We start from the raw sequence: 24,510 nt of genomic DNA, 5'->3' as shown, positions 1-24,510 counted from the left end.
TTGACCATAAAAGAGGAGAAGGCAATGACAGAACTCACCTTAACGAATCATCGTCGAACAATGTGGCATTTTATTCCGGGGCTTGCCCTGAGTGCAGTGATTACCGGAGTCGCCTTATGGGGCGGGTCCATTCCCGCCGTGGCGGGTGCCGGATTCAGCGCCCTCACCTTAGCGATTTTATTGGGGATGGTGATCGGTAACACCGTCTATCCCCAGATCTGGAAAAGCTGTGACGGCGGCGTCCTGTTTGCCAAGCAACATTTATTGCGCCTGGGGATCATCCTCTACGGCTTTCGCCTCACCTTCGCGCAAATTGCTGACGTAGGTGTCAGCGGCATTCTGATCGACATCCTGACGCTGTCCAGCACCTTTATGCTGGCGTGCTTTCTGGGGCAAAAAGTCTTTGGGCTGGATCGCCAGACCAGTTGGCTGATCGGCGCGGGTAGCAGCATTTGCGGCGCGGCGGCGGTACTGGCGACGGAACCAGTTGTGAAAGCCGAAGCCAGCAAAGTCACGGTTGCCGTCGCAACGGTCGTGATCTTCGGGACGATGGCGATTTTCCTCTACCCGGCGATGTATCCGCTGCTGGCGCACTGGTTTAGTCCGGAAACCTACGGCATCTTCATTGGCTCCACCATGCATGAAGTTGCTCAGGTTGTGGCGGCAGGACACGCAATTAGCCCGGACGCCGAAAACGCAGCGGTGATTGCCAAAATGCTTCGCGTCATGATGCTGGCTCCGTTCCTCATCTTTATGGCCGCTCGCGTTAAGCAACTGTCACCGGCCAACGGTGGGGAAAAAAGCAAAATCACCATTCCGTGGTTTGCGATTCTGTTCATTGTGGTCGCCATTTTCAACTCATTCCACCTGCTACCGCAGGCGGTGGTGAACATGCTGGTCACACTGGATACGGTCCTGCTGGCTATGGCAATGGCGGCACTGGGGCTGACGACGCATGTCAGCGCGCTGAAGAAAGCTGGAGCGAAACCGCTGTTGATGGCACTGGTGCTGTTCATCTGGCTGATTGTCGGCGGTGGCGTGATTAACGTCCTGGTCCAGCACGTTATTGCATAATTCACTACATCCTGACCCTGTTAACCCGCTATGATTGGCAAGATTCAATTTCCGGATACACAAATCCGCCAGGCCACATCTGGTGGGTTAACAGGAGTCTTTAATGAAATACATCGGAGCACACGTCAGCGCAGCTGGCGGGCTGGCAAATGCCGCAATTCGCGCCGCTGAAATCGAGGCAACCGCGTTTGCACTCTTTACTAAAAATCAGCGTCAATGGCGCGCCGCCCCTCTTACCGCGCAAATCATCGATGACTTTAAAGCCGCCTGTGAGCAATACCACTTCACATCCGCTCAAATCCTGCCGCACGATAGCTATCTGATCAACCTGGGCCACCCGGTCGGCGAGGCGCTGGAAAAATCCCGCGCGGCTTTTCTTGATGAAATGCAGCGTTGTGAACAACTCGGCTTATCTCTGCTTAACTTCCATCCAGGCAGCCACCTGATGCAAATTTCGGAAGACGAGTGTCTGGCAAAGATTGCTGAGTCGATCAACATCACACTCGCCCAGACCGAAGGGGTGACTGCGGTGATTGAAAATACTGCCGGTCAGGGCAGCAACCTCGGATTCAAATTCGAGCACCTTGCCGCCATCATCGATGGCGTAGAAGACAAATCACGCGTCGGCGTTTGCATTGACACCTGCCACGCTTTCGCCGCGGGTTACGACTTGCGTTCCGCCGCCGAATGCGAAAAAACCTTTGCCGAATTCGAGCGCATCGTCGGTTTCCAGTATCTGCGCGGTATGCACCTGAACGATGCCAAGAGTGCCTTTGGCAGCCGGGTCGACCGTCACCACAGTCTGGGCGAAGGCAACATTGGTCATGACGCGTTCCGCTGGATCATGCAGGACGCCCGTTTCGACGGCATTCCGCTGGTGCTGGAAACCATCAATCCCGACATCTGGGCAGAAGAGATCGCGTGGCTGAAAGCGCAACAAACTGAAAAGGCGGTTGCGTAATCATGAACGACAGGGAAAAACAGATACTCAAAATTCTGCGCCGCAACCCGCTGATTCAGCAAAACGAAATCGCTGATATTTTGCAGATCAGCCGTTCACGCGTCGCCGCGCACATCATGGACCTGATGCGTAAAGGGGCAATCAAAGGAAAAGGTTACATCCTTACCGAACAGGCCTATTGCGTGGTGGTAGGGGCGATTAACATGGATATTCGTGGGATGGCGGATATCCACTACCCGCAGGCCGCGTCTAACCCAGGCAGTATCCACTGTTCTGCAGGTGGCGTCGGGCGCAACATTGCCCATAACCTCGCCCTGCTGGGTCGCGATGTGCATCTGATTTCCGCTGTCGGCAGTGATTTTTACGGCGAGACGTTGCTGGAACAAACACGCCAGGCAGGCGTCAATATCTCCAGTTGTATTCGCCTGCACGGGCATAACACCTCAACTTATCTCTCCATCGCCAATCAGCAAGAAGAGACGGTGCTGGCAATTAATGATACCCATATCCTGCAACAGCTGACGCCGCAGTTGCTGAACAGCTCGCGGGATTTAATCCGTCACGCCGGAGTGGTGCTGGCGGACTGCAACCTGACGCCGGAAGCCATCGAATGGGTCTTTACGGTTGCTGATGATATTCCGGTATTTATTGATACCGTTTCCGAGTTCAAAGCGACGAAGGTGAAAACCTGGTTTACGCGCATCCATACGCTGAAACCGACACAAAAAGAGCTGGAGATCTTATGGGGTCACCCCATCAACAGCGATGCCGATCGACTCAGCGCGGTGAATGCCCTTCATCAACAGGGCATTCAACAGATTTTTGTCTGTCTGGAAGATGAGTCAGTCTTTTGTAGCGAGAAAGATGGTGAGCGATTCTTGCTCACGCCGCCCGCGCATACGGTGGTCGACAGCTTCGGTGCCGATGACGGTTTTATGGCCGGACTGATCTATTGCTTTCTGGAAGGGAGCGATTTTCGCGAAAGCGCGAATTTCGCAATGGCTTGTGCGGCCCTGTCACGCGCCAGCGTCAGTATCAACAACCCCACCCTTTCCGCTGATAACGCGCTGTATCTGTTAAAAACAAGCCAGTGAAAACGGCTTATCCGGCCCAGGGTCGGTCCCCTGACCGGATAAGCTATCAGCCACGCTACGCCAGTCCAATAAAGAACCCGGCAATGGTCGCACTCATCAGGTTAGAGAGCGTGGCTGCCGCCAGCGCCCGCATACCCAACTGGGCGATTTCCGGCGCGCGCTGAGGCGAAATAGCCGAGAACGCCCCGACCACTACGCCAATGGAACCAAAGTTGGCAAACCCACACAGCGCAAAAGAGATGATGGCGATGGTTTTCACATCCAGGGTGCCGCCATCCTGCAAATAAGGCGACAGGTTGAGGTAAGCGACAAATTCGTTGATTGCCAGCTTCTGCCCAATCAGGCTCCCTGCCAGGGTGGCATCGCTCCAGTCAACGCCCATGATCCACGCCAGCGGGGCTAACACCCAGCCGAAGATCCCTTCAAGCGTCGCATGACCATAGCCGAACCAGCCGCCAATTCCGCCGATAATGCCGTTAAGCAGTGCGATAATCGCGACAAACGCCATGACCACCGTTGCCACGCCTGCGGCAATTTTCAGCCCGGTCATCGCACCGCTTGCCGCGGCTTCGATAATGCTTTTCGGTGGCGTCTCGGTGAAAGAGAGGTTTTCGAAAGTGACTTTTGACTCTTCCGTTGCCGGACTCAGAATACGCGCAAACAGGATCCCGCCAGGAATCGCCATCAGCGAGGCCGCCAGCAGATAATCAATCGGCACGCCCATACCGGCGTAGCCAATCATCATCGAGCCCGCAATCGAGGCCATCCCGCTACAGATCGCGGTAAACAGTTCATTGCGATTCAGGCGGTCAATAAACGGCTTCACAATCGCCGGGATCTCGTTTTGCCCGAGGAAAATCGTCGTGACCGCAACGAACGATTCAATCTTACTGATATTCAGGGCCTTCTGGAAAATCCCGCCCAGGATGCGAATCAGCAGTCCCATCACGCCAATGTAGTACAACAGGCTGATAAGCGCGGTGACAAAAATGATCGCCGGGAGCACGCGGAAGGCGAAGATAAAACCGGTGCCATCAAACAGCACATCCATTTTTGGCCCAACCAGAGAGCCAAAAATAAAGGCACTGCCCGCGTCACTGTAAGACATAACTTTATGCACGCCCAGCGCCGCCTGTTCAACCAGCCATTTGCCCGGCGGGAAATAGAGCATGATCCCGCCAATCGCAATTTGCAGCACCAGCGCTGCGCCCACGGTACGTAAGCTGATGTGTTTTTTATTCACTGACAGTAAGTATGCGATCACCAGCAGTACCGCCATACCCACAACACTTCTCATTATATCCATAATGATTTCCCTTCATGCCAGGAAACCCGGCGCGAGGCCAGGTTTTGGTGGTTTCGGGCGACCGCACGCTGCCCGTTCGTTTCGATCAGGCGAGGCGTTGATATTCCTTCGCTATCTCGCAGGCCAGTACGGCGTTGTTAAACACCAGTTGGATGTTGGACTTCAGGCTGTCGCCTCCGGTTAATTCAGCAACGCGCGCCAGCAGGAACGGCGTGCTCTCTTTACCGATAACGCCCTGCTCTTCCGCTTCCCGGACGGCCTGGTCAATCGCCGCATTGATTTTCTCTTCCGCCATGGCGTAGGTTTCCGGGATTGGATTGGCGACCACCAGACCTCCGTTCAGGCCGGTTTGCCATTTCACTGCCATCGCCCGGGCAATTTCCTTCGCGCTGTCGAGACGAATGCTGACCTCAAACGGACTGGTACGGCAGAAAAATGCCGGTAACGCAGTGGTCTGATATCCAATTAACGGCACACCGAACGTTTCTAAATATTCCGTGGTTAAACCTAAATCGAGAATAGATTTCGCGCCGGCACAAACCACGGTTACATTGGTATGAGCCAGTTCCTGAAGATCGGCGGAAATATCAAACGTATGTTCCGCACCGCGATGAACGCCGCCAATACCCCCGGTAGCAAAAACGTGAATACCCGCAAGGGCGGCAATAATCATGGTTGAAGCAACCGTGGTCGCGCCATTTTTTCCAGCGGCTACCACAAACGGTAAATCACGACGACTGACTTTAGTTACGCTATGTCCTTCGCGACCTAATAATTCAATTTCTTCTTTACTCAGGCCGACTTTCATTACTCCGCCAATAATGGCAATCGTTGCCGGCACAGCACCGTGCTTACGAATAGTTTCTTCGACTTCAATTGCCGTCTGCGCATTTTGTGGAAAAGGCATACCGTGAGAAATAATTGTCGATTCAAGCGCAACAATCGGTTTTTTACTGTTAATAGCGTCCTGGACTTCTGGCGAAATATGCAGTAATTCAGAGGAAATCGTTAATTCAGACATTCTGTGTTCTCCACAAGGGTTTTAACGTTCGCAACAGATAATTCAGGGTTATTGGTATATTCACTGGCCAGCGCCATTGAGGAACAACCCTGTGCAAATCGAATAGAATCAATGAAGGGCATGCCTTCAACCCAGCAGGAAGCGAGTCCCGCCATCATGGCATCTCCCGCTCCGGTAACGTTAACGACATGGGTTTTTATCGGTAGCGACCAGCCTCTCTCACCGTCTTTTTCACTGTAATAGACCCCATCGCCCCCCATGCTGAGTACCAGACGGTGCAGGCCACGCGCATGGAACCAGGCAGCGACTTTCGCAACATCTTCGCGCCCTGAAAGCGCAATGCCGCTGAGAGTTTCCGCCTCAAGACGATTAGGTTTGAGGGTATGAATTTGGGCCAGACGCTCGCGGATCTTGACGCATTTCCACGCCGATACCGGGTCAACAAACACCGGTACATCCCCCACGTTATCCAGTAACCAGGCCAGCGTCTGTTCACTAATATTACAATCCGCCACAATGACACGGGCACCCCGGATAAAATCGAGATGCTGCGCCAGAAACGCCGCCGAAATATGTTCGGTAATGCTCATGTCATTGATTGCCACCAGCATTTCACCGGTATTATCGAGAAGCGATAAATAACTTGAGGTGTTCTCACCGGCAACAATCAGGCAATTATCCACATGCACGCCTGACTGATTCGTCTGCGCCAATAACGATTGGCCATAGAAATCATTGCCAACCGCCGTCATTAACCAGGAATTTTTCCCGAGCAATGCAAGATTGTGAGCGATATTGCGACCAACTCCGCCAGGTGTAAATTTAATTTTCCCCGGATTTGAGTCCGCATAATTCAAGGAAGCATGCGAATATCCTGCAACGTCCATATTGGCGGAACCAATCGTGATGATGTATTCCTTTTCGCGCATAGCACATCTCCTGGTACGAAAATACCATGACTTTGAGATTGTTAAGACTATTCACGGCTCAAACGACTTATTAGAGCACATGTTTATATTCAAACATGTGTTTATAGTAAGCTTGTTTTTATGAAAGTAAACGCACTGGCAAGAGCAAAAACCGCCAGATATGAACAGAATCACAATTTTTTATAGATACAGTTTGCAAGCGAGGAAATATTTGAGAGGAAGGACACAAAACGAAGATAAAAAAAGGGCAGAGAACTCTCTGCCCTGGTGTGAAATGATGACTTTATGCCGCTTTGGCGACGGTATCTTCTTCCGGACGTTTCAGGAAGGCATAGGCCAGACCCGCAACCAGCGTACCGGCGACAATGGCAATCAGGTATCCCAACACCGGGGTAATCGCCCCTGGGATCAGCAGAACAAACAGACCACCATGCGGTGCCATCAGTTTCGCCCCAACCGCCATTGAGATCGCCCCCGTCAGCGCGCCGCCAACGATACAGCACGGCAGAACACGCATCGGGTCGCGCGCGGCGAAAGGAATGGCTCCTTCGGTGATAAAGCACAGACCCAGTACCAGCGCCGCTTTACCCCCTTCCTGCTGCGCCTTGTCGAACTTACGACGCGCAACAATGGTTGCCAGCCCCAGCGCCAGCGGTGGCACCATGCCTGCCGCCATAATGGCCGCCATTGGCGCGTAGGTTTGTGTACTCAGCAAACCGACGCCAAACGCGTATGCCGCCTTGTTAACCGGCCCCCCCATGTCGGTACACATCATCCCACCGAGGATCGCACCCAGCAGCACCGCATTCGCCGTCCCCATGGTTTGCAGCCAGTGCGTTAACCCTTCGAGGATCCCGGCGACCGGTTTACCGATGAGGTAGATCATAGCCAGACCCACCACGAGGCTGGAAATCAGCGGAATAATCAGGATCGGTTTCAGCGCTTCCATACTCTGCGGCAGCTTCAACTTCGTGCTGATGGCCTTCGCCACATAGCCTGCAAGGAAGCCCGCAATGATCCCGCCAATAAAGCCAGAACCCGTGCTGACGGCGAGCATACCGCCGATAAGACCTGGCGTCAGACCCGGACGGTCAGCAATCGAGAAAGCAATGTAGCCCGCCAGAACCGGCACCATCAGCGCAAAGGCTGAACCGCCGCCAATTTGCATCAGCGCGGCCGCCAGTGTCCCTTCGACTTTAAACGCTTCGATACCAAAGGCGAAGGAAAGCGCGATACACAGACCGCCGGCAACCACCATCGGCAGCATGTAGGACACGCCCGTCAGCAGGTGACGATACGCGCCAGCACTCTCTTTTTTCCCTTCATTCGCCGCAGCCTGCGCTTTGCCGGCGGGCTCATATACCACGGCTTGCGCCACAGCGTTATCCAGTTCCTGCGCGGTTTTCTTCAGCGCCAGACCGGTAGAGGTACGGTACATGGGTTTACCAGCAAATTTCGCCAGATCCACTTCAATATCTGCTGCCACAATCACCAGATCCGCCTGGGCCACTTCTTCCGGTGTAATGGCATTGCCAGCGCCCACAGAACCGCGGGTTTCGACTTTCACCCACCAGCCGCGTTTTTTCGCTTCGGTTTCGATCGCTTCCGCCGCCATAAAGGTATGTGCTACGCCGGTTGGGCATGCCGTCACGGCCACGACGCGTTTCGGACCGCTGGTTGTGGCAACAGGCGCTACAGCAACCGGTGCACTATAAGGCTTCGCGTGACCTTTGGCTTCGCTAAGAAATAGCTCAGGATGCGCCACCGCCCGGGCAATATCACCCAGCCAGACTTTTTTGCCGTTCAACGCGTTGTCATTAGGGATGGCATCGGCCAGTACGATCGCCAGTTCAGCGTCATTTGGATTGTCGATGATATCCAGATTTGCTTTATGCGCCGCCGCACCGAGCAGAGTTTTCGCCATGTAAGCGCGAGCCTGCCCGAGGTTAGCGTCAATAATCAGCAGCGTTTTCATTATGCCTCTCCTGCTGTCAGTTAAACGGTTGTAAGTCGACACGCGACATCATTGCGGCCAACTGAGGACGATCGGTAATACCAACATTGCTCTGACTGACTGCCAGCGCAGCAACGGCTGTCGCCAGACGCAGCGTATGTTCGCTGGATTCACGCATCAGCAGACCGTAAATCAGGCCGCCAACCATCGAATCCCCGGCGCCTACGGTGCTGACCACGTCAACCGAAGGCGGTTTGGCGAGCCATTCTCCCGAGGCGTTCACCCACAGCGCGCCTTCTGCTCCCAGGGAGATCACCACATGTGCGATACCCTGTTCACGTAACGCATGCGCCGCCTCAATCACATCTTTCATTTCTGGCAGCTTGCGGCCGGCCCAGATTTCCAGTTCACGGCGGTTCGGTTTCACCAGCCACGGCGCGGCTTTTAGTCCTGCAACCAGGGCTTCACGACTACTATCAAAGATAATGCATGGACACTGACTGCGCAGACGCGTCATCCAGTCGGTGAAGGCTTCCGGACTCACGCCGGATGGCAGACTGCCGCTGACGCACACCATGTCGAACTGACCCAACCAGCTCAGGGAATCATTAACAAAACGCTCCCAGTCGGCAGGCGTGACCTCAAAACCGGAGAAGTTGAAGTCGGTGACTTCACCGTCTTTTTCCGTCAGCTTGACGTTGATGCGGGTACGCCCCTGCACCACCTGAAAACGGTTAGCAATTCCCAGTTCGCTGAACAACTGCTGAAAACCGTCCTGGTTATCTTTGCCGAGGAAACCGCCGACCGTCACGTCGATCCCGAGATCCTTCAGCACTTTGGCGACGTTGATCCCTTTCCCCGCCGCGTGCAGACCGGTCGTTTTTACCAGGTTAACTTCACCGCGCTCAATTTCAGGACAGAACCCCACCAGATCGTAGGCCGGGTTTAGCGTGATGGTCGCAACACGTCTGCTCATTACGCGCCCTCCCCAAGACCGGCAGCGATGGCATCGCCAATCGCTTTCAGCGCCTGTTCAGCATCAGCCCCCTGCGCCGTAAAGCGCAGGCGATGTCCTTTCTTCACGCCCAGCGCCACCACTTTCATCAGACTACGTCCATTTGCCGGTTTGCCGGTTCCATCAAGGTTTGCCACGGTAATTTCACTGTTGAATTGTTTAATCGTATTGACCAGCATGGTCCCTGGACGGGCATGCAGGCCGTGCTCATTGCGGACCACAAACTCGGCGTTCAGCACATCATCAGTCAGAGCGTCATCGCTGGTCAGCAGTGCCAGGACAGTCGCCGCGTCGGCGTTCAGCAGACGGTCAGCTTTCGTCTCCAGCAGCAGATCGCCCAGACGCTTCAGCACGGCGACGGGCTGGTCGTCAGCCATGGCAACGGTCACTAGCAGCGCCGCTTTTTCGCCCTGTACGTCAAAAGCATTTACCGCACGACTTACCGCCACGGCGCTGCGCAGGTTGCCTTCAGCACTGTCGCTGAGCCAGATCCCCTGACCCAGGTTCATCGGCTGTTCGTTAATCACTTTCGCGACAAACGCCGCATCTACGACGCCAGCCTCTTTCAAACGTGCCGCATTCAGCGCCTGCAACGTCACTAAATCGGTCGCGACGACATCCAGCATCAGCGTGTCGTTGTCGAGCTTCAGCTGCTCACTCTGCTTTTCGCCCATCAACAACGCACGCAGTTCTTCAGCCGTGGTCGCTGACTTAAGCTGTTCAGCTACGGAGTCATCGCTCAGCACGTGCGTCAGCTGACGCAGCAGACCAAGGTGCTCATCGGAGCTGGCGGCAATGCCAATCGCCACATATGCCACCTGACCGTCACCCCAGGTTACGCCCTGTGGGAACTGAAAAACCTGAACGCCGGTTTTCAGCACCTGATCGCGGGTGTCGGTTGTGCCATGCGGAATCGCAATCCCGTTGCCGAGAAAAGTGGACGTCTGCTGCTCGCGAGCAAGCATGCCGTCTACGTAGCCGTCCGCAACGTTGCCAGCCTGCACTAACGCAGCGGCAACCTGACGGATGGCTTCCTGTTTATCTCCGGCCTGCTCGCCCGGATGAATGTCCTGAACGGATAACTGAAACATGGTTCTCCTCTCCTGCTGAATTGAAACGATTCAGCTTGCATGAGAAAAAAGACGCTATACGGTTCCCTCAACTGAAACTCGACAGCGCTGAAACGTTTCAAGAAGTCTTGCGCTTTCTGCTTCAGCACGCAAGTAAAGTTGCATTTTTGATCGCAAAATTTAGAAGCAATGCACATTTTTGCCTCACTGGCGGTAGGTTGCTGAAGTCAATACAGCGTCATTTCACTTAAGGTTCAGCAGCGTCAGCTAACAGCATTGTCAGAGTGAAATGCCATTTTGATTTTTCGTGGCGATTTTGATTTAGTCATCTGTTTATTTCTCACTAAGCGGCGTAAACTCCGCGTCTCGTCACACTACTGATATCCAAACATGCACAATACCCCCGCTGCCGCCTCGCCAAAAACGTTTGACCTGACGTCTACGGCTTTCCTTATTGTCGCCTTTCTCACCGGTATCGCCGGTGCGCTACAGACCCCCACGCTAAGCCTTTTTCTGACTGATGAAGTCCATGCGCGCCCAGCAATGGTCGGCTTCTTTTTTACCGGCAGTGCGGTGATCGGCATCCTGGTGAGCCAGTTTCTGGCGGGACGTTCAGATAAAAAAGGCGATCGCAAAAAGCTGATCGTCTTCTGCTGTGCGCTGGGCATGCTGGCGTGCGTGTTATTTGCCTGGAATCGTAACTACTTTATTTTGCTGTTTGTCGGGGTGTTTCTCAGCAGTTTTGGTTCGACCGCCAACCCGCAAATGTTTGCCCTGGCCCGCGAACATGCTGACCGCACAGGCCGTGAAGCGGTGATGTTCAGTTCCATACTGCGCGCCCAGGTTTCCCTCGCGTGGGTGATCGGCCCGCCGCTGGCTTACGCGCTGGCAATGGGCTTCAGCTTTACGGTGATGTACCTCAGTGCCGCGGTGGCGTTTGTGGTTTGCGGTGCAATGGTATGGTTTTTCTTACCGTCCATGCGCAAAGAGACCGCACTGGCGATCGGTACGCTGGAAGCGCCGCGTCGTAACCGTCGCGATACCCTGCTGCTGTTTGCCATTTGTACCTTAATGTGGGGTACCAACAGCCTGTATATCATTAATATGCCGCTGTTTATTATTAATGAGCTGCATCTGCCGGAGAAACTGGCGGGTGTGATGATGGGGACAGCGGCTGGGCTGGAAATCCCGACCATGTTGATTGCTGGCTACTTCGCAAAACGTCTGGGTAAACGTCTGCTAATGTGCATTGCGGTCGCTGCCGGTTTTTGCTTTTACGCAGGAATGCTGGTCGCGCACTCCCCTGTTGTGCTGCTGGGTTTACAATTGCTGAACGCCATCTATATCGGTATTCTCGGCGGCATCGGTATGCTCTATTTTCAGGATCTGATGCCTGGTCAGGCAGGGTCCGCCACCACGCTCTACACCAATACCATCCGCGTCGGCTGGATTATCGCCGGATCGCTGGCGGGCATTGCCGCTGAAATCTGGAACTACCATGCCGTTTTCTGGTTTGCGCTGGTGATGATTGTCGCCACCATGGCCTGCCTGTCGCGCATTAAGGATGTTTAAGGCGCGGTCAGCGCTTCAAGATCAATAAGCCAGGTCATCGCCTCGTCGCGGTTCGTTAAGCACATTTCCTGGGACGGTTTGAGGCTGCGACAGACGTTGGGGCGGAGGCTGGAGCCAAAGATACGGCACAGGTTGTCATCTGAGAGCTGGACGCACCTGACGTTTGCGGGCTTTCCCTGCGGCATGCCGGGGATGGGGCTGGAAATAGAAGGGGCAATACAACACGCCCCACAATCCGGACGGCATTCCATAATCAGACTCTCTTTATTGTGACCACCGGACAGGCGCGCACAGTACCACCTTTTTTGCACCAGCTAAAGGTGAATTCCACTTGCCTGAATGACCCGGCGCGAGTAGTTTGACGCGATAATTTAGCTAATCTCTATAACAGGATCTTTTCGATGCCAAGAGCGAACGAAATCAAAAAAGGTATGGTACTGAATTACAACGGCAAACTGCTGATTGTGAAAGATATCGATATTCAGTCCCCGACAGCCCGTGGCGCGGCAACGCTGTACAAAATGCGGTTCTCCGATGTCCGCACAGGTCTGAAAGTGGAAGAGCGTTTCAAGGGCGATGACATTGTCGATACCGTGACCCTGAGCCGCCGTGGCGTCGACTTCTCCTATATCGATGGCAACGAATACGTGTTCATGGATAAAGAAGACTACACGCCTTATACCTTCACCAAAGATCAGATCGAAGAAGAGCTGCTGTTTATCCCGGAAGGTGGAATGCCGGATATGCAGGTGCTGACCTGGGACGGTCAACTGCTGGCGCTCGAACTGCCGCAGACGGTGGATCTGGAAATCGTGGAAACCGCTCCAGGCATCAAAGGCGCTTCCGCCAGTGCGCGTAACAAACCCGCGACGCTGAGCACCGGTCTGGTTATTCAGGTGCCAGAATACCTGAGCGCCGGTGAGAAAATCCGCATTCATATCGAAGAGCGCCGCTATATGGGCCGTGCGGATTAATTTTTGAATGGATGTAAAAAAGGACAGCCTGAGCTGTCCTTTTTTTGTCGTTTGCTGTTTTACAGCAGGTCGCGGAACTGGGTCATTTTCAGCGCCAGTTCAACACCGCGTACTTCCGCCAGCCCTTTCAGACGGCCAATCGCGGAATAACCCGGGTTGGTTTTCTTATGCAGATCGTCCAGCATTTGATGACCGTGATCGGGGCGCATCGGAATGGGACGCAAATCCCCCGCCTTCTTGCGGCGCTGCTCTTCGGTCAGAATCGCCGTCACCACCGCGACCATATTCACATCACCCTGCAAATGTGCGCCTTCATGGAAGGTTTTCGGGTTCGCTTCGCGGCACGTCGAGCGCAGATGGGTAAAGTGGATACGATCGCCAAAGGTTTCAATCATTTTCACCAGATCGTTATCCGCACGAACGCCGTAAGAGCCTGTGCACATGGTGAAACCGTTGTAGATGCTGTCGACGGTCTCTTTCAGCCACTGCATATCTTCAATGGTGGAGACAATGCGTGGTAACCCGAGAATCGGACGCGGCGGATCGTCAGGATGCACTGCCAGACGCACGCCCACTTCTTCAGCCACCGGGACAATCGCACGCAGGAACACGGCCATATTGTCACGCAGATCGTCTTTGCTGATGCCGTCATACTCGGCCAGACGCGCGCGGAACTGATCGAGCGTATAACCCTCTTCCGCACCAGGCAGACCGGCAATGATATTACGGGTCAGTTTTTCGATATCCGCGTCGCTCATGGCATTGAAATAGGCCAACGCCTGACGCTGTTCTTCTTCGCTATAGTCCGCTTCCGCACCCGCACGCTTGAGGATATGCAACTCAAAAGCGGCGAAGGCTATTTGATCGAAACGCAGCGCTTTCGAACCGTCTGGCAATTCGTACTCAAGGTCGGTACGCGTCCAGTCCAGAATCGGCATAAAGTTATAGCAGACGGTGTCGATGCCGCAGGCTGCCAGATTACGGATGCTCTGCTGATAATTTGCGATCCATGTCTGATACTGACCGGAGCGGGTCTTGATCTCTTCATGAACCGGAATACTTTCGACCACCGACCAGGTTAACCCTTTTTCCGCCAGAATCGCCTGACGTTTTTTAATCTCATCGACCGGCCACACTTCGCCGTTCGGAATGTGGTGCAATGCTGTCACAACACCCGTTGCACCAGCCTGACGCACATCATCAAGCGATACCGGATCGTTAGGCCCGTACCAACGCCAGGTTTGTTCCATTGCTTTACCTCACAAAGTTGTTATACCAAATTAGCTTACCTGAATGACGACTACCATACAGGCTTCTGCGAGGTGATCAATAAAAGGGGCGTGATTGATTGATCCAGCTCACATTACCCGGATAAATCAGGCTTACCAATTTCATTTGTTGTCATATAACTTTACACTGGCGTTGTTAATTTATGGTTAATCAGGTGTGTAATAAATGACTACAATTGCCTCAGCAATATTGCCGGATAGCGTACAAACGCCACGCTATGACCGCCAGCAACTGAAAACCCGCATGGTGCATTTCGGTTTTGGTGCCTTTCATCGTGCGCATCAGGCATTACTGACCGATCGGGTGCTGAACGCCCAGGGCGGAGATTGGGGAATTTGTGAAATCAGCCTGTTCAGCGGCGACACGCTGATGCGTCAACTCCGCGAGCAGGATCATTTATACACCGTGCTGGAAAAAGGCGCAGACGGCAATCAGGCGATTATTGTCGGTGCCGTCAACGAATGTCTGAATGCGAAACTCGATTCGCTCGCCGCTATAATCGAAAAATTCTGCGAACCTCAGGTGGCGATTGTCTCACTGACCATCACCGAAAAAGGGTATTGCATCGATCCGGCTACTGGCGCGCTGGACCTGACAAATCCGCGCATTGTTCACGACCTGCAATCGCCTGATGAACCCCATTCAGCACCGGGTATTCTGGTGGAAGCACTGTCACGTCGGCAGGCACGCGGCCTGGCAGCTTTTTCTGTACTCTCCTGCGATAACATTCCTGATAACGGGCGCGTCGTGAAGAACGCCGTGCTGGGGATGGCGGAAAAACGATCTCCCGCGCTGGCAGACTGGATCCGCGAGCACGTCAGCTTCCCTGCCACGATGGTTGACCGCATTGTTCCGGCCGCGACGGAAGAGTCGCTGGCGGAGATCACTCGCGAACTGGGCGTGACCGATCCTTGCGCCATCAGCTGTGAACCGTTCATTCAATGGGTGGTTGAAGACCACTTTGTCACCGGTCGTCCCGCATGGGAAGCGGCTGGCGTGCAGATGGTCAGCGATGTGCGTCCCTGGGAAGAGATGAAATTACGGATGCTTAATGGCAGCCACTCGTTTCTCGCGTATCTCGGTTATCTTTCCGGATTTCAGCATATTAATGATTGCATGCAGGACAGCGCATTCCGCGAAGCCGCGTACCGACTGATGATGGACGAACAGGCGCCGACGCTCACTATTACTGACGTGGATTTGACCGGTTACGCGCAAAGCCTGATTGAACGCTTTGCGAATCCGGCGCTGAAGCATAAAACCTGGCAAATCGCGATGGACGGCAGTCAGAAACTGCCGCAGCGGATGCTGGCGGGCATTCGTCTCCATCTGGCACGCGAAAGCGCATGGCTACTCTTAGCGCTGGGCGTGGCGGGGTGGATGCGCTATGTCAGCGGCGTCGATGATGCCGGCGCGACCATCGACGTTCGCGATCCGCTGAGCGATAAAATCCGCGCAAGGGTCGCGGCCAGTACTGAGGATCAGCGCGTGTCGGCACTGCTCTCTTTATCGGAAATTTTTGGCAACGACCTCCCGCACAATCCGGTTTTTGTCCAGGCGATTGAAACGGCCTGGCAGCGTATCGCGCAACACGGTGCACATCAGGCGGTGATTGATACGTTAAAAAATTAACAATTTCTGCCATTAAGGCGAACGGAGGGCGTCTTCGTTCGCCCCGCCCTTCTCTTTTTCACTTTTTTTCGCCAGGATTAATGGAAACCGTTACGGTACATTATTCTGGAGCAGGCGTGACCAAAACTAACCTCATCACCGGTTTCCTCGGCAGCGGAAAAACCACTTCTATCCTCCATCTGTTAGCGCACAAAGACCCCGCCGAAAAATGGGCGGTACTGGTCAATGAGTTCGGTGAGGTCGGCATTGACGGCGCTCTGCTTGCTGATAGCGGCGCGTTGCTCAAAGAGATCCCCGGCGGCTGTATGTGCTGCGTGAACGGCCTGCCCATGCAGGTTGGACTGAATACCCTGCTGCGTCAGGGAAAACCCGACCGTCTGCTGATCGAACCAACTGGACTGGGGCATCCGAAACAGATCCTCTCCCTCCTCACAGCACCGGTGTATGAACCCTGGCTCGACCTGCGCGCCACGTTGTGCATTCTTGATCCTCGCGGATTGCTGGATGAAAAAAGCGTTACCAATGAGAACTTCCGCGATCAGTTAGCGGCAGCAGATATCATTGTGGCGAATAAAACCGATCGTGCGACTGCGGAAAGTGAACGTGCGCTGCAAACCTGGTGGCAACAGTTTGGCGGCAACCGTCAGTTAGTGCAGGTCACGCATGGTCAGATTGACAGACAGTTGCTCGATTTACCGCGTCTGAATCTGGCTGAATTGCCCACCAGCGCCGCGCATTCGCACAGCCATCCAGAACCGCGAGGATTGGCGGCGCTGAGCCTGCCAACTCAACAACGCTGGCGTCGCAGCCTGAACAGCGGTCAGGGGCATCAGGCCTGCGGCTGGATTTTTGATGCCGATACGGTCTTTGACACCATCGGACTGCTGGAATGGGCACGACTGGCGCCGGTTGGCCGGGTGAAGGGAGTCATGCGTATTCCGGAAGGCCTCGTGCGCATTAATCGCCAGGGCGAAGATCTGCACATTGAAACGCAGAATGTCGCGCCGCCGGACAGTCGTATTGAACTGATTTCCAGCACCGAGGCAGACTGGAATACGTTGCAGAGCGCATTGTTGAAGCTTCGTTTAGCTGAACACGCGTAAGGTTGCCTGCGATTTATTGAACAGCGAACACGTTAAATATGAAAATCCGGTTACCACTGATACTTCTGCTGAATGTTGCCGGTCTGGCGTTATTCATGAGCTGGTATATGCCCGTGAATCATGGATTCTGGTTCCCGGTTGACGCCGGCATTTTCCACTTCTTTAACCAGAAACTGGTAGAGAGCCAGGCCTTCCTGTGGCTGGTCGCCATCACCAATAATCGGGCGTTTGACGCCTGTTCCCTGCTGGCGATGGGTTGTCTGATGCTGAATTTCTGGCTGAAAGAGACGCCTGCAGGCCGCCGCCGTATTGTCATCATCGGTCTGGTGATGCTGCTTACCGCCGTGGTTCTGAACCAGGCAGGTCAGGCGCTGCTGCCTGTAAAACGCGCCAGTCCTACGCTCAGTTTTGCTAATATTTATCGCGTCAGCGAATTGCTGCATATTTCGACGAAGGATGCCTCCAAAGACAGTTTCCCTGGCGATCACGGGATGATGCTGCTTATTTTCGCCGCATTTATGTTGCGCTATTTCGGAAAAGCCGCAGGGTTTATCGGCCTTATTATCGTTGTGGTTTTTGCGTTCCCGCGCGTCATGATAGGCGCCCACTGGTTCACTGATATCGCCGTCGGCTCATTAACCGTGGTTCTAATTGGCCTGCCATGGTGTCTTTTGACGCCGTTAAGCGATCGCCTTATCGCGCTTTTCGACAATTATCTTCCCGGCAAAAACACACAAATCTTAAACAAATAACCCACAATTATTAACATCATCAGGGTTTATTCTTACGCCCTGATGATGTGTTAAGATAAATTATTCATCTCATCGTCATTATTTTGTCATGACATTACCTTTGAGAATGAATGAGTTGTCTGTTTTTCCGTCATTTTGCGTTTAAATTGACCAATCCCGTTTATTCACTTTCTGTATCACATTTTCTTATTAAAATTCAGATAAAATCACTCGCCAAGCCTGAAACGATCGGGTAACCTCGAACTCGTTTTGCCTCGCTGGGTTATTATTCTCTTCGCGAATAAATTTGTGCGTTCTGCCACAGTTTTGCGCTTAAAGAATTGTCTCATTGTGCGCAGGTAATTAGTCTCGTCACGTTTGGCATTTTTTATAACGATATTTATCGTTAAGGACTTCAAGGGAAAACAAACAAAATGGTCAAATCTCAACCGATCTTGAGATATATCTTGCGCGGGATCCCCGCGATAGCAGTCGCGGTACTGCTTTCTGCATGTAGCACTACCACAAACACCGCAAAGAACACGCATTCTGAGACGCTTGGTGTGAATCAAGAAGCTTCCTCACTGCAAGCTTCTCAGGATGAATTTGAGAGTATGGTACGTAACCTCGATGTTAAATCGCGGATTATGGATCAGTACGCTGACTGGAAAGGCGTGCGCTATCGTCTCGGCGGCAACTCCAAAAAAGGTATTGATTGTTCCAGCTTTGTACAGCGTACATTCCGTGAACAGTTTGGTTTAGAACTCCCACGCTCCACCTACGAGCAACAGGAAACCGGTAAATCCGTTTCGCGCACTAATCTGCGTACTGGCGATCTGGTTCTGTTCCGCGCAGGTTCGACGGGCCGTCATGTTGGTATTTACATTGGCAACAACCAGTTTGTTCATGCCTCTACCAGCAGCGGTGTCATCATCTCCAGCATGAACGAGCCATACTGGAAGAAGCGCTATAACGAAGCGCGTCGGGTTCTGAGCCGCAGTTAATCGTTTGGTTGCTATCCCTTGGCGCCCCTGACGAGACAGACGAAAAGCATCGCTTCGGCGGTGCTTTTTTTTGATTCCCTTTTTCTCCCTGTGGAAAAGCATGACTCGCCGAAGCAATCCAGGCTATAGTCTTGTTATTCCATCACATTTATCATCATCGCAATCTCAGGATAAAGCCAGGCATCATGTTCACTCACGCCTTAACGACTGGTCGAAAAATCGTGCTTACCTGCCTGATTACCGGGGTTGTTGTTGCTATTGTTATCAGTAGCTTACAATTCGTGATGGCGTGGCATAAGCGGGAAGTTAAATACGACACGCTGGTTTCTGACATTCAGCATTACCTGGTTAGCTATTTTGCCGATCTCAAAAGTACTACCGACATTCTTCAACCGTTGACTTTAAAGACCTGTAAACAAGTCAGCGCAGAACTCACTTCCCGTGCCGCCTTTAGCCTGAACGTTCGTGCCTTTTTGCTGGTCAAGGATAAGAAAGCATTTTGCTCATCGGCAACCGGAGGCATGGATACGCTGCTGACTGAACTGGTCCCCAGCCTCGATATTGGTAAAGATATCGATATGGCGATTATCCCGGGAACGCCGATGATGCCCAATAAACCCGCGATGGTGATTTGGTATCGTAATCCCCTGATGATGAATAGCGGCGTTTTCACCTCCCTGAATATCAACCTTACGCCGTATTTGCTCTATACCGCCCGCCAGGAAGACTTTGACGGGATTGCCATCATCATCGGCAACACCGTGTTGTCGACCTTTTCAGACCATCTGCTCACCGTTGATGAACTCGACGGTTCACCGGAGCGCGAAGCAAAAATTGCTGGTGTTCCGGTGACGATCAGGCTATACGCAACCAACTGGACCTGGCCCGACTTATGGTACGCCCTGCTTCTCGGCGGAATGGGTGGGATCATTGCGGGTTTACTCTGCTACTACGTCATGAGCATCCGCTTGCGGCCTGGAAAAGAGATCCTCACCGGGATCAAACGCGATCAGTTCTACGTTGTCTATCAGCCCGTCGTGGATACGCAGTCGCTGAAGGTCACCGGGCTGGAAGTGTTGCTGCGCTGGAGACACCCAACGGCAGGAGAAATCCCACCTGATGCGTTTATTCATTACGCTGAGGCCCAGCACATGATAGTGCCGCTGACCCAGCATCTGTTTAAGCTGGTGGCGCGGGACGCCCCTACGCTGCAAAAAGTCCTCCCGGTCGGCGCGAAGTACGGTATCAATATTGCGCCTGATCACCTGCACAGCAGCAGTTTTAAAGATGACGTTCGGCAGTTAGTCGCCGCGATGCCGCCCAACCACTTCCAGATCGTGCTGGAAATTACTGAACGCGACATGCTCAAGCAACATGAAGCGTCACAGTTATTTGAGTGGCTGCACGCCGCGGGCTTCGAAATTGCGATAGACGACTTCGGTACCGGCCACAGTGCGCTGATTTATCTGGAACGCTACACCCTGGATTATCTGAAAATCGATCGCGGTTTTATTAACGCCATTGGAACAGAAACCGTCACTTCGCCGGTGCTGGATGCAGTGCTGACGCTCGCTAAACGCCTCGATATGATGACGGTAGCTGAAGGGGTGGAAACGCCTGAGCAGGCAAAATGGCTGCATGAACGCGGGGTTCGCTTCCTGCAGGGCTACTGGATTAGCCGCCCGCTGCCGCTCGACGAATTTGTTGATTGGGTTTCACAGCCACACGCGCTGAAATGGTAAAGTCCCAACGCGTGGATTCACAACAGACGCCACCTGCCCTATTATTCAGGCATCAGAGTGACCTGCGCGGGCAGGTAAGCAAGACAAGGAATCCCTTTGCAGATAATCGTTCGCATATTGCTGCTGTTTGTCATGTTGATAAGCGCGAGTGTCCAGGCGCAGGCGATCAAAGAGAGTTATGCCTTCGCGGTACTGGGAGAGCCTAAATACGCGTTCAACTTTGATCATTTTGATTACGCCAATCCCGCCGCCCCCAAAGGCGGTCAGATTACCCTTTCCGCGCTCGGCACCTTCGACAACTTCAACCGCTACGCCCTGCGAGGTAACCCCGGCGCCCGGACCGAACAGCTTTACGACACCCTGTTTACCACCTCTGATGACGAGCCCGGCAGCTATTATCCGCTGATCGCCGAGAGCGCACGCTATGCAGAGGATTATTCGTGGGTGGAAATCACGATCAACCCCCGCGCTCGTTTTCATGATGGCTCGCCCGTCATGGCCAAAGATGTCGCCTTCACCTTCAACAAATTTATGACTGAAGGCGTGCCACAGTTTCGTCTGGTCTACAAAGGCACAACGGTTAAAGCCATTGCCCCTCTCACCGTACGCATGGAGCTCGCGAAGCCGGGTAAAGAGGATATGCTCAGTCTGTTCTCATTACCCGTAATGCCACAAGCGTACTGGAAAGATCATAAGCTCAGCGACCCGTTGTCCAGACCGCCGCTGGGTGGTGGTCCTTATCGCATTAGTCAGTGGAAGATGGGGCAATATATTGTCTATACGCGCGTGAAGGATTACTGGGCGGCCAATCTGCCGGTCAATCGTGGCCGTTGGAACTTCGATGTCATTCGTTATGACTATTATCTCGACGACAACGTAGCCTTTGAGGCCTTTAAGGCCGGCGCGTTTGATTTGCGCCTGGAGAGCGATGCCAAAAACTGGGCGACGCGCTATGTTGGCAAAAACTTTGATAATCAGTACATCATCAAAGATGAGCAGAAAAATGAATCAGCGCAGGATACGCGCTGGCTGGCGTTCAACATTCAGCGCCCCGTTTTCAATGATCGACGCGTCCGTGAAGCCGTTACGCTGGCGTTTGATTTTGAATGGATGAATAAAGCGCTGTTCTACAACGCCTGGAGCCGGGCAAACAGCTATTTCCAGAACACCGAGTATGCGGCCAGAAACTACCCCGATGCGGCTGAACTGGTCCTGCTTGCGCCAATGAAAAAGGATCTGCCGCCGGAAGTCTTCAGCCAGATTTATCAGCCTCCCGTGTCCAAAGGCGACGGTTACGATCGGGAAAACCTGTTAAAAGCGGATAAATTACTGAAAGACGCGGGCTGGGAACTGAAAGGTCAGCAACGGATTAACACGGTCACTGGCAAACCGCTGAATTTTGAACTGCTCATTTCCGCCGCCAGTAACAGCCAGTGGGTCCTGCCCTTCCAGCATAATCTCCAGCGTCTGGGGATTACGATGACTATTCGTCAGGTGGATAACTCACAGCTCACCAATCGCCTGCGCAGCCGGGACTACGACATGATGCCGACCCTGTGGCGGGCGATGCCGTGGCCCAGTTCCGATCTGCAAATCTCATGGGCGTCCGAGTATATCGACTCAAGTTATAATTCTCCTGGTGTGAAAAGTCCGGTGGTCGATAAACTGATCGCTCAAATCATCGCCGCACAGGGTGATAAAAACAAACTGCTGCCGCTTGGACGTGCGCTGGACCGCGTGCTGACCTGGAATTACTACATGTTGCCGATGTGGTACATGGCGGAAGATCGACTGGCCTGGTGGGATAAATTTTCCCGTCCAGGCATTCGTCCAATGTATACCATTGGCCTGGATAACTGGTGGTATGACGTAAACCGGGCAGCGAAGTTACCTGCCGCCAGACGGCAGGGTGAATAAATGGGCGCGTACCTGATTCGTCGTTTGTTGCTGGTTATCCCGACGCTCTGGGCAATCATCACCATCAACTTTTTTATCGTGCAAATTGCCCCCGGCGGCCCGGTCGATCAGGCGATTGCCGCCATCGAATTTGGTCAAACGAGCGCGCTGCCCGGTGCCGGGAGCGAAGGTGTTCGCGCCAGCCATGCCCGAACCGGGGTGGGAAATATCAGCGACAGCAACTATCGCGGGGGACGCGGCCTTGATCCGGAAGTGATTGCCGAAATCACCCAACGCTACGGTTTCGATAAGCCACTGCACGAGCGCTATTTCACCATGCTGTGGAACTATATCCGCTTCGATTTCGGCGACAGCCTGTTTCGTAGCGCCTCGGTACTGACGCTCATCAAAGAGAGTCTGCCGGTGTCGATCACCCTGGGGTTGTGGAGTACGCTCATCATCTATCTGGTGTCGATTCCGTTGGGGATCCGCAAGGCCGTGCATAACGGCAGCCGGTTTGACGTCTGGAGTAGCGCGTTTATTATCATCGGCTACGCTATCCCGGCGTTTCTGTTCGCAATACTGTTGATTGTCTTCTTTGCCGGCGGCAGCTATTACGACCTCTTCCCGCTGCGTGGTCTGGTCTCGGCGAATTTTGACACGCTGCCGTGGTATCAAAAGGTAACCGACTATCTGTGGCACATCACCTTACCCGTCCTGGCGACAGTCATTGGCGGGTTTGCTGCATTAACGATGCTGACCAAAAATTCCTTTCTTGATGAAGTGCGCAAGCAGTATGTCGTCACTGCCCGCGCCAAAGGGGTCAGTGAAGGGAATATCCTGCGGAAGCACGTTTTTCGTAACGCCATGCTGCTGGTGATCGCCGGTTTTCCGGCCACCTTCATCAGCATGTTTTTTACCGGTTCGCTGCTGATCGAAGTGATGTTTTCCCTCAACGGTCTGGGCCTGTTGGGTTATGAGGCAACGGTGTCACGCGACTACCCGGTGATGTTTGGCACGCTGTACATCTTCACCTTGATCGGCCTGCTGCTGAATATTCTCAGTGATATCAGCTATACGCTGGTCGATCCGCGCATTGATTTTGAGGGACGTTAATGGCCCATTTAAGCCCCGTCAATCAGGCCCGCTGGGCGCGTTTTCGCCATCATCGTCGTGGCTTCTGGTCGCTGTGGATTTTTCTCGTCCTGTTTGGTCTGAGTCTGTGTTCTGAATTGATTGCTAACGATAAACCGCTGTTAGTGCGCTACGACGGAAGCTGGTATTTCCCGCTGGTCAAGAACTACAGTGAGAGCGATTTTGGCGGGCCGCTGGCAACAAGGGCGGATTACCAGGACCCGTGGCTGAAGCAACAACTGGAAAGCCGCGGGTGGGTCCTCTGGGCTCCGGTGCGCTTTGGGGCGAACAGCATCAACTTTGCGACTGACAAACCCTTCCCCTCGCCCCCTTCGGCGCAGAACTGGCTGGGTACCGATGCCAACGGCGGCGACGTACTGGGGCGAGTGCTTTACGGCACGCGGATCTCCATTTTTTTCGGCCTGATGCTGACCTTGTGTTCAAGCGTCATGGGTGTACTGGCCGGGGCGCTACAGGGCTACTACGGTGGCAAAGTGGATTTATGGGGCCAACGGTTTATCGAGGTCTGGTCGGGTATGCCGACGCTGTTCCTGATTATTTTGCTCTCCAGCGTCGTGCAGCCTAACTTCTGGTGGCTGCTGGCGATTACGGTGCTGTTTGGCTGGATGAGTCTGGTCGGCGTGGTGCGTGCGGAGTTCTTACGCACGCGAAACTTCGACTATATCCGGGCCGCCCAGGCGCTCGGCGTCAGCGACCGCAGTATTATCTTTCGCCATATGCTGCCCAACGCGATGGTTGCCACCCTGACCTTCTTACCGTTCATTTTATGCAGTTCCATCACCACTCTGACGTCGCTCGATTTTCTTGGCTTTGGTTTACCGTTAGGTTCTCCTTCGCTCGGTGAGTTACTCCTGCAAGGCAAAAATAACCTCCAGGCGCCGTGGCTGGGCATTACCGCCTTCCTGTCCGTGGCCATTTTACTCTCGCTTCTGATCTTTATTGGCGAGGCCGTCCGTGACGCATTCGATCCCAACAAGGCGGTGTAAC

21 protein-coding genes are annotated in these 24,510 nt (G+C 53.6%); 13 read left to right on the top strand and 8 right to left on the bottom strand.

Annotation, left to right across the window (positions count from 1 at the left end; translation table 11 throughout):
• Positions 1-24 precede the first annotated feature (24 nt).
• The 3 genes from AOY24_RS01215 (at position 25) to AOY24_RS01205 (ending at position 3,129) form a co-directional block, all read left to right on the top strand.
• Positions 25-1,074, top strand: a complete 1,050-nt coding sequence (locus AOY24_RS01215) for a YeiH family protein (protein ID WP_043000116.1) — start codon at positions 25-27, stop codon at positions 1,072-1,074.
• A 103-nt stretch (positions 1,075-1,177) separates the two neighbouring features.
• Positions 1,178-2,035 (top strand): deoxyribonuclease IV, encoded by an 858-nt coding sequence (nfo, locus tag AOY24_RS01210; protein WP_043000115.1) that lies wholly within the window; start codon positions 1,178-1,180, stop codon positions 2,033-2,035.
• 2 nt (positions 2,036-2,037) lie between these two features.
• On the top strand, positions 2,038-3,129 hold the full coding sequence (locus tag AOY24_RS01205; RefSeq protein ID WP_054176001.1) for a sugar kinase: 1,092 nt from the start codon (positions 2,038-2,040) through the stop codon (positions 3,127-3,129).
• A gap of 55 nt (positions 3,130-3,184) precedes the next feature.
• On the opposite strand, the gene AOY24_RS01200 is transcribed toward AOY24_RS01205, so the two are convergent.
• From AOY24_RS01200 to fruB, 6 genes are all read right to left on the bottom strand, one after another.
• Positions 3,185-4,435, bottom strand: coding sequence for a NupC/NupG family nucleoside CNT transporter (locus AOY24_RS01200; protein ID WP_054176000.1), 1,251 nt, complete (start codon positions 4,433-4,435; stop codon positions 3,185-3,187).
• Between the two features lie 85 nt (positions 4,436-4,520).
• Positions 4,521-5,456, bottom strand: coding sequence for a pseudouridine-5'-phosphate glycosidase (locus tag AOY24_RS01195; RefSeq protein ID WP_044258629.1), 936 nt, complete (start codon positions 5,454-5,456; stop codon positions 4,521-4,523).
• The gene (locus tag AOY24_RS01190; RefSeq protein ID WP_054176044.1) at positions 5,444-6,385 is read right to left on the bottom strand and encodes a pseudouridine kinase; all 942 of its coding nucleotides are present in this window, start codon (positions 6,383-6,385) and stop codon (positions 5,444-5,446) included. Before AOY24_RS01190 ends, AOY24_RS01195 begins: the two co-directional genes overlap by 13 nt.
• A 283-nt stretch (positions 6,386-6,668) precedes the next feature.
• Positions 6,669-8,360, bottom strand: a complete 1,692-nt coding sequence (gene fruA / locus AOY24_RS01185; protein ID WP_043000111.1) for a PTS fructose transporter subunit IIBC — start codon at positions 8,358-8,360, stop codon at positions 6,669-6,671.
• Positions 8,361-8,376: 16 nt separating this feature from the next.
• Positions 8,377-9,315, bottom strand: coding sequence for a 1-phosphofructokinase (fruK, locus tag AOY24_RS01180; protein WP_043000110.1), 939 nt, complete (start codon positions 9,313-9,315; stop codon positions 8,377-8,379).
• The gene (gene fruB, locus AOY24_RS01175; RefSeq protein ID WP_044258623.1) at positions 9,315-10,445 is read right to left on the bottom strand and encodes a fused PTS fructose transporter subunit IIA/HPr protein; all 1,131 of its coding nucleotides are present in this window, start codon (positions 10,443-10,445) and stop codon (positions 9,315-9,317) included. Before fruB ends, fruK begins: the two co-directional genes overlap by 1 nt.
• Positions 10,446-10,814: 369 nt before the next feature.
• Here fruB and setB point away from each other — a divergent pair, with 369 nt between their 5' ends.
• Complete coding sequence (gene setB / locus AOY24_RS01170; RefSeq protein ID WP_044258621.1) at positions 10,815-11,996, top strand: sugar efflux transporter SetB; 1,182 nt, start codon at positions 10,815-10,817, stop codon at positions 11,994-11,996.
• On the opposite strand, the gene AOY24_RS01165 is transcribed toward setB, so the two are convergent.
• Positions 11,993-12,247 carry a YkgJ family cysteine cluster protein gene (locus AOY24_RS01165; protein WP_043000107.1) on the bottom strand — a complete coding sequence of 85 codons (255 nt, stop codon included), beginning with the start codon at positions 12,245-12,247 and terminating at the stop codon, positions 11,993-11,995. The two genes, setB and AOY24_RS01165, sit on opposite strands and share 4 nt — an antisense overlap.
• A 150-nt stretch (positions 12,248-12,397) precedes the next feature.
• On the opposite strand from AOY24_RS01165, the gene yeiP reads away from it, so the two are divergent.
• Entirely contained in the window at positions 12,398-12,970 is a 573-nt protein-coding gene (gene yeiP / locus AOY24_RS01160) for an elongation factor P-like protein YeiP (protein WP_012131588.1), read from the top strand.
• 59 nt (positions 12,971-13,029) lie between these two features.
• On the opposite strand, the gene uxuA is transcribed toward yeiP, so the two are convergent.
• Complete coding sequence (uxuA, locus tag AOY24_RS01155) at positions 13,030-14,220, bottom strand: mannonate dehydratase (RefSeq protein WP_044258619.1); 1,191 nt, start codon at positions 14,218-14,220, stop codon at positions 13,030-13,032.
• 205 nt (positions 14,221-14,425) lie between these two features.
• Here uxuA and AOY24_RS01150 point away from each other — a divergent pair, with 205 nt between their 5' ends.
• The 8 genes from AOY24_RS01150 to AOY24_RS01115 all read left to right on the top strand — a co-directional run bounded on the left by AOY24_RS01150 (position 14,426) and on the right by AOY24_RS01115 (position 24,509).
• A complete protein-coding gene (locus AOY24_RS01150; RefSeq protein WP_054175999.1) occupies positions 14,426-15,892 on the top strand; it encodes a mannitol dehydrogenase family protein in 1,467 nt (488 codons plus the stop codon).
• A gap of 116 nt (positions 15,893-16,008) precedes the next feature.
• The gene (locus AOY24_RS01145; RefSeq protein WP_054176043.1) at positions 16,009-16,995 is read left to right on the top strand and encodes a GTP-binding protein; all 987 of its coding nucleotides are present in this window, start codon (positions 16,009-16,011) and stop codon (positions 16,993-16,995) included.
• A gap of 38 nt (positions 16,996-17,033) precedes the next feature.
• Positions 17,034-17,747, top strand: a complete 714-nt coding sequence (locus tag AOY24_RS01140; protein ID WP_043001882.1) for a phosphatase PAP2 family protein — start codon at positions 17,034-17,036, stop codon at positions 17,745-17,747.
• A gap of 413 nt (positions 17,748-18,160) precedes the next feature.
• Positions 18,161-18,730, top strand: a complete 570-nt coding sequence (mepS, locus tag AOY24_RS01135) for a bifunctional murein DD-endopeptidase/murein LD-carboxypeptidase (protein ID WP_043000104.1) — start codon at positions 18,161-18,163, stop codon at positions 18,728-18,730.
• A 185-nt stretch (positions 18,731-18,915) separates the two neighbouring features.
• Entirely contained in the window at positions 18,916-20,472 is a 1,557-nt protein-coding gene (locus tag AOY24_RS01130; RefSeq protein ID WP_054175998.1) for a cyclic di-GMP phosphodiesterase, read from the top strand.
• A 102-nt stretch (positions 20,473-20,574) separates the two neighbouring features.
• The gene (locus tag AOY24_RS01125) at positions 20,575-22,389 is read left to right on the top strand and encodes an extracellular solute-binding protein (protein WP_044268668.1); all 1,815 of its coding nucleotides are present in this window, start codon (positions 20,575-20,577) and stop codon (positions 22,387-22,389) included.
• Positions 22,390-23,484, top strand: coding sequence for a microcin C ABC transporter permease YejB (locus AOY24_RS01120; RefSeq protein WP_044258612.1), 1,095 nt, complete (start codon positions 22,390-22,392; stop codon positions 23,482-23,484).
• Positions 23,484-24,509: an ABC transporter permease gene (locus tag AOY24_RS01115; RefSeq protein ID WP_054175997.1), complete on the top strand. Its 1,026-nt coding sequence runs from the start codon at positions 23,484-23,486 to the stop codon at positions 24,507-24,509. The genes AOY24_RS01120 and AOY24_RS01115 overlap by 1 nt, the downstream gene beginning before the upstream one ends.
• Position 24,510: the final 1 nt, after the last annotated feature.

Origin of the sequence: Citrobacter sp. CtB7.12, assembly GCF_001297795.1 — a bacterium.
In the GTDB taxonomy this organism is placed as follows: Bacteria; Pseudomonadota; Gammaproteobacteria; order Enterobacterales; family Enterobacteriaceae; genus Citrobacter_A; species Citrobacter_A amalonaticus.
The sequence above is the reverse complement of the archived record's forward strand: the minus strand, read 5'-3'. Positions and strand labels throughout refer to the sequence as shown.

Bases quoted from the DNA above. Each gene is read 5' to 3' on its own strand.
- AOY24_RS01215 (WP_043000116.1), top strand. From the start codon at position 25: ATGACAGAACTCACCTTAACGAATCATCGTCGAACAATGTGGCATTTT.
- nfo (WP_043000115.1), top strand. From the start codon at position 1,178: ATGAAATACATCGGAGCACACGTCAGCGCAGCTGGCGGGCTGGCAAAT.
- AOY24_RS01205 (WP_054176001.1), top strand. From the start codon at position 2,038: ATGAACGACAGGGAAAAACAGATACTCAAAATTCTGCGCCGCAACCCG.
- AOY24_RS01200 (WP_054176000.1), bottom strand. From the start codon at position 4,435: ATGGATATAATGAGAAGTGTTGTGGGTATGGCGGTACTGCTGGTGATC.
- AOY24_RS01195 (WP_044258629.1), bottom strand. From the start codon at position 5,456: ATGTCTGAATTAACGATTTCCTCTGAATTACTGCATATTTCGCCAGAA.
- AOY24_RS01190 (WP_054176044.1), bottom strand. From the start codon at position 6,385: ATGCGCGAAAAGGAATACATCATCACGATTGGTTCCGCCAATATGGAC.
- fruA (WP_043000111.1), bottom strand. From the start codon at position 8,360: ATGAAAACGCTGCTGATTATTGACGCTAACCTCGGGCAGGCTCGCGCT.
- fruK (WP_043000110.1), bottom strand. From the start codon at position 9,315: ATGAGCAGACGTGTTGCGACCATCACGCTAAACCCGGCCTACGATCTG.
- fruB (WP_044258623.1), bottom strand. From the start codon at position 10,445: ATGTTTCAGTTATCCGTTCAGGACATTCATCCGGGCGAGCAGGCCGGA.
- setB (WP_044258621.1), top strand. From the start codon at position 10,815: ATGCACAATACCCCCGCTGCCGCCTCGCCAAAAACGTTTGACCTGACG.
- AOY24_RS01165 (WP_043000107.1), bottom strand. From the start codon at position 12,247: ATGGAATGCCGTCCGGATTGTGGGGCGTGTTGTATTGCCCCTTCTATT.
- yeiP (WP_012131588.1), top strand. From the start codon at position 12,398: ATGCCAAGAGCGAACGAAATCAAAAAAGGTATGGTACTGAATTACAAC.
- uxuA (WP_044258619.1), bottom strand. From the start codon at position 14,220: ATGGAACAAACCTGGCGTTGGTACGGGCCTAACGATCCGGTATCGCTT.
- AOY24_RS01150 (WP_054175999.1), top strand. From the start codon at position 14,426: ATGACTACAATTGCCTCAGCAATATTGCCGGATAGCGTACAAACGCCA.
- AOY24_RS01140 (WP_043001882.1), top strand. From the start codon at position 17,034: ATGAAAATCCGGTTACCACTGATACTTCTGCTGAATGTTGCCGGTCTG.
- mepS (WP_043000104.1), top strand. From the start codon at position 18,161: ATGGTCAAATCTCAACCGATCTTGAGATATATCTTGCGCGGGATCCCC.
- AOY24_RS01130 (WP_054175998.1), top strand. From the start codon at position 18,916: ATGTTCACTCACGCCTTAACGACTGGTCGAAAAATCGTGCTTACCTGC.
- AOY24_RS01120 (WP_044258612.1), top strand. From the start codon at position 22,390: ATGGGCGCGTACCTGATTCGTCGTTTGTTGCTGGTTATCCCGACGCTC.
- AOY24_RS01115 (WP_054175997.1), top strand. From the start codon at position 23,484: ATGGCCCATTTAAGCCCCGTCAATCAGGCCCGCTGGGCGCGTTTTCGC.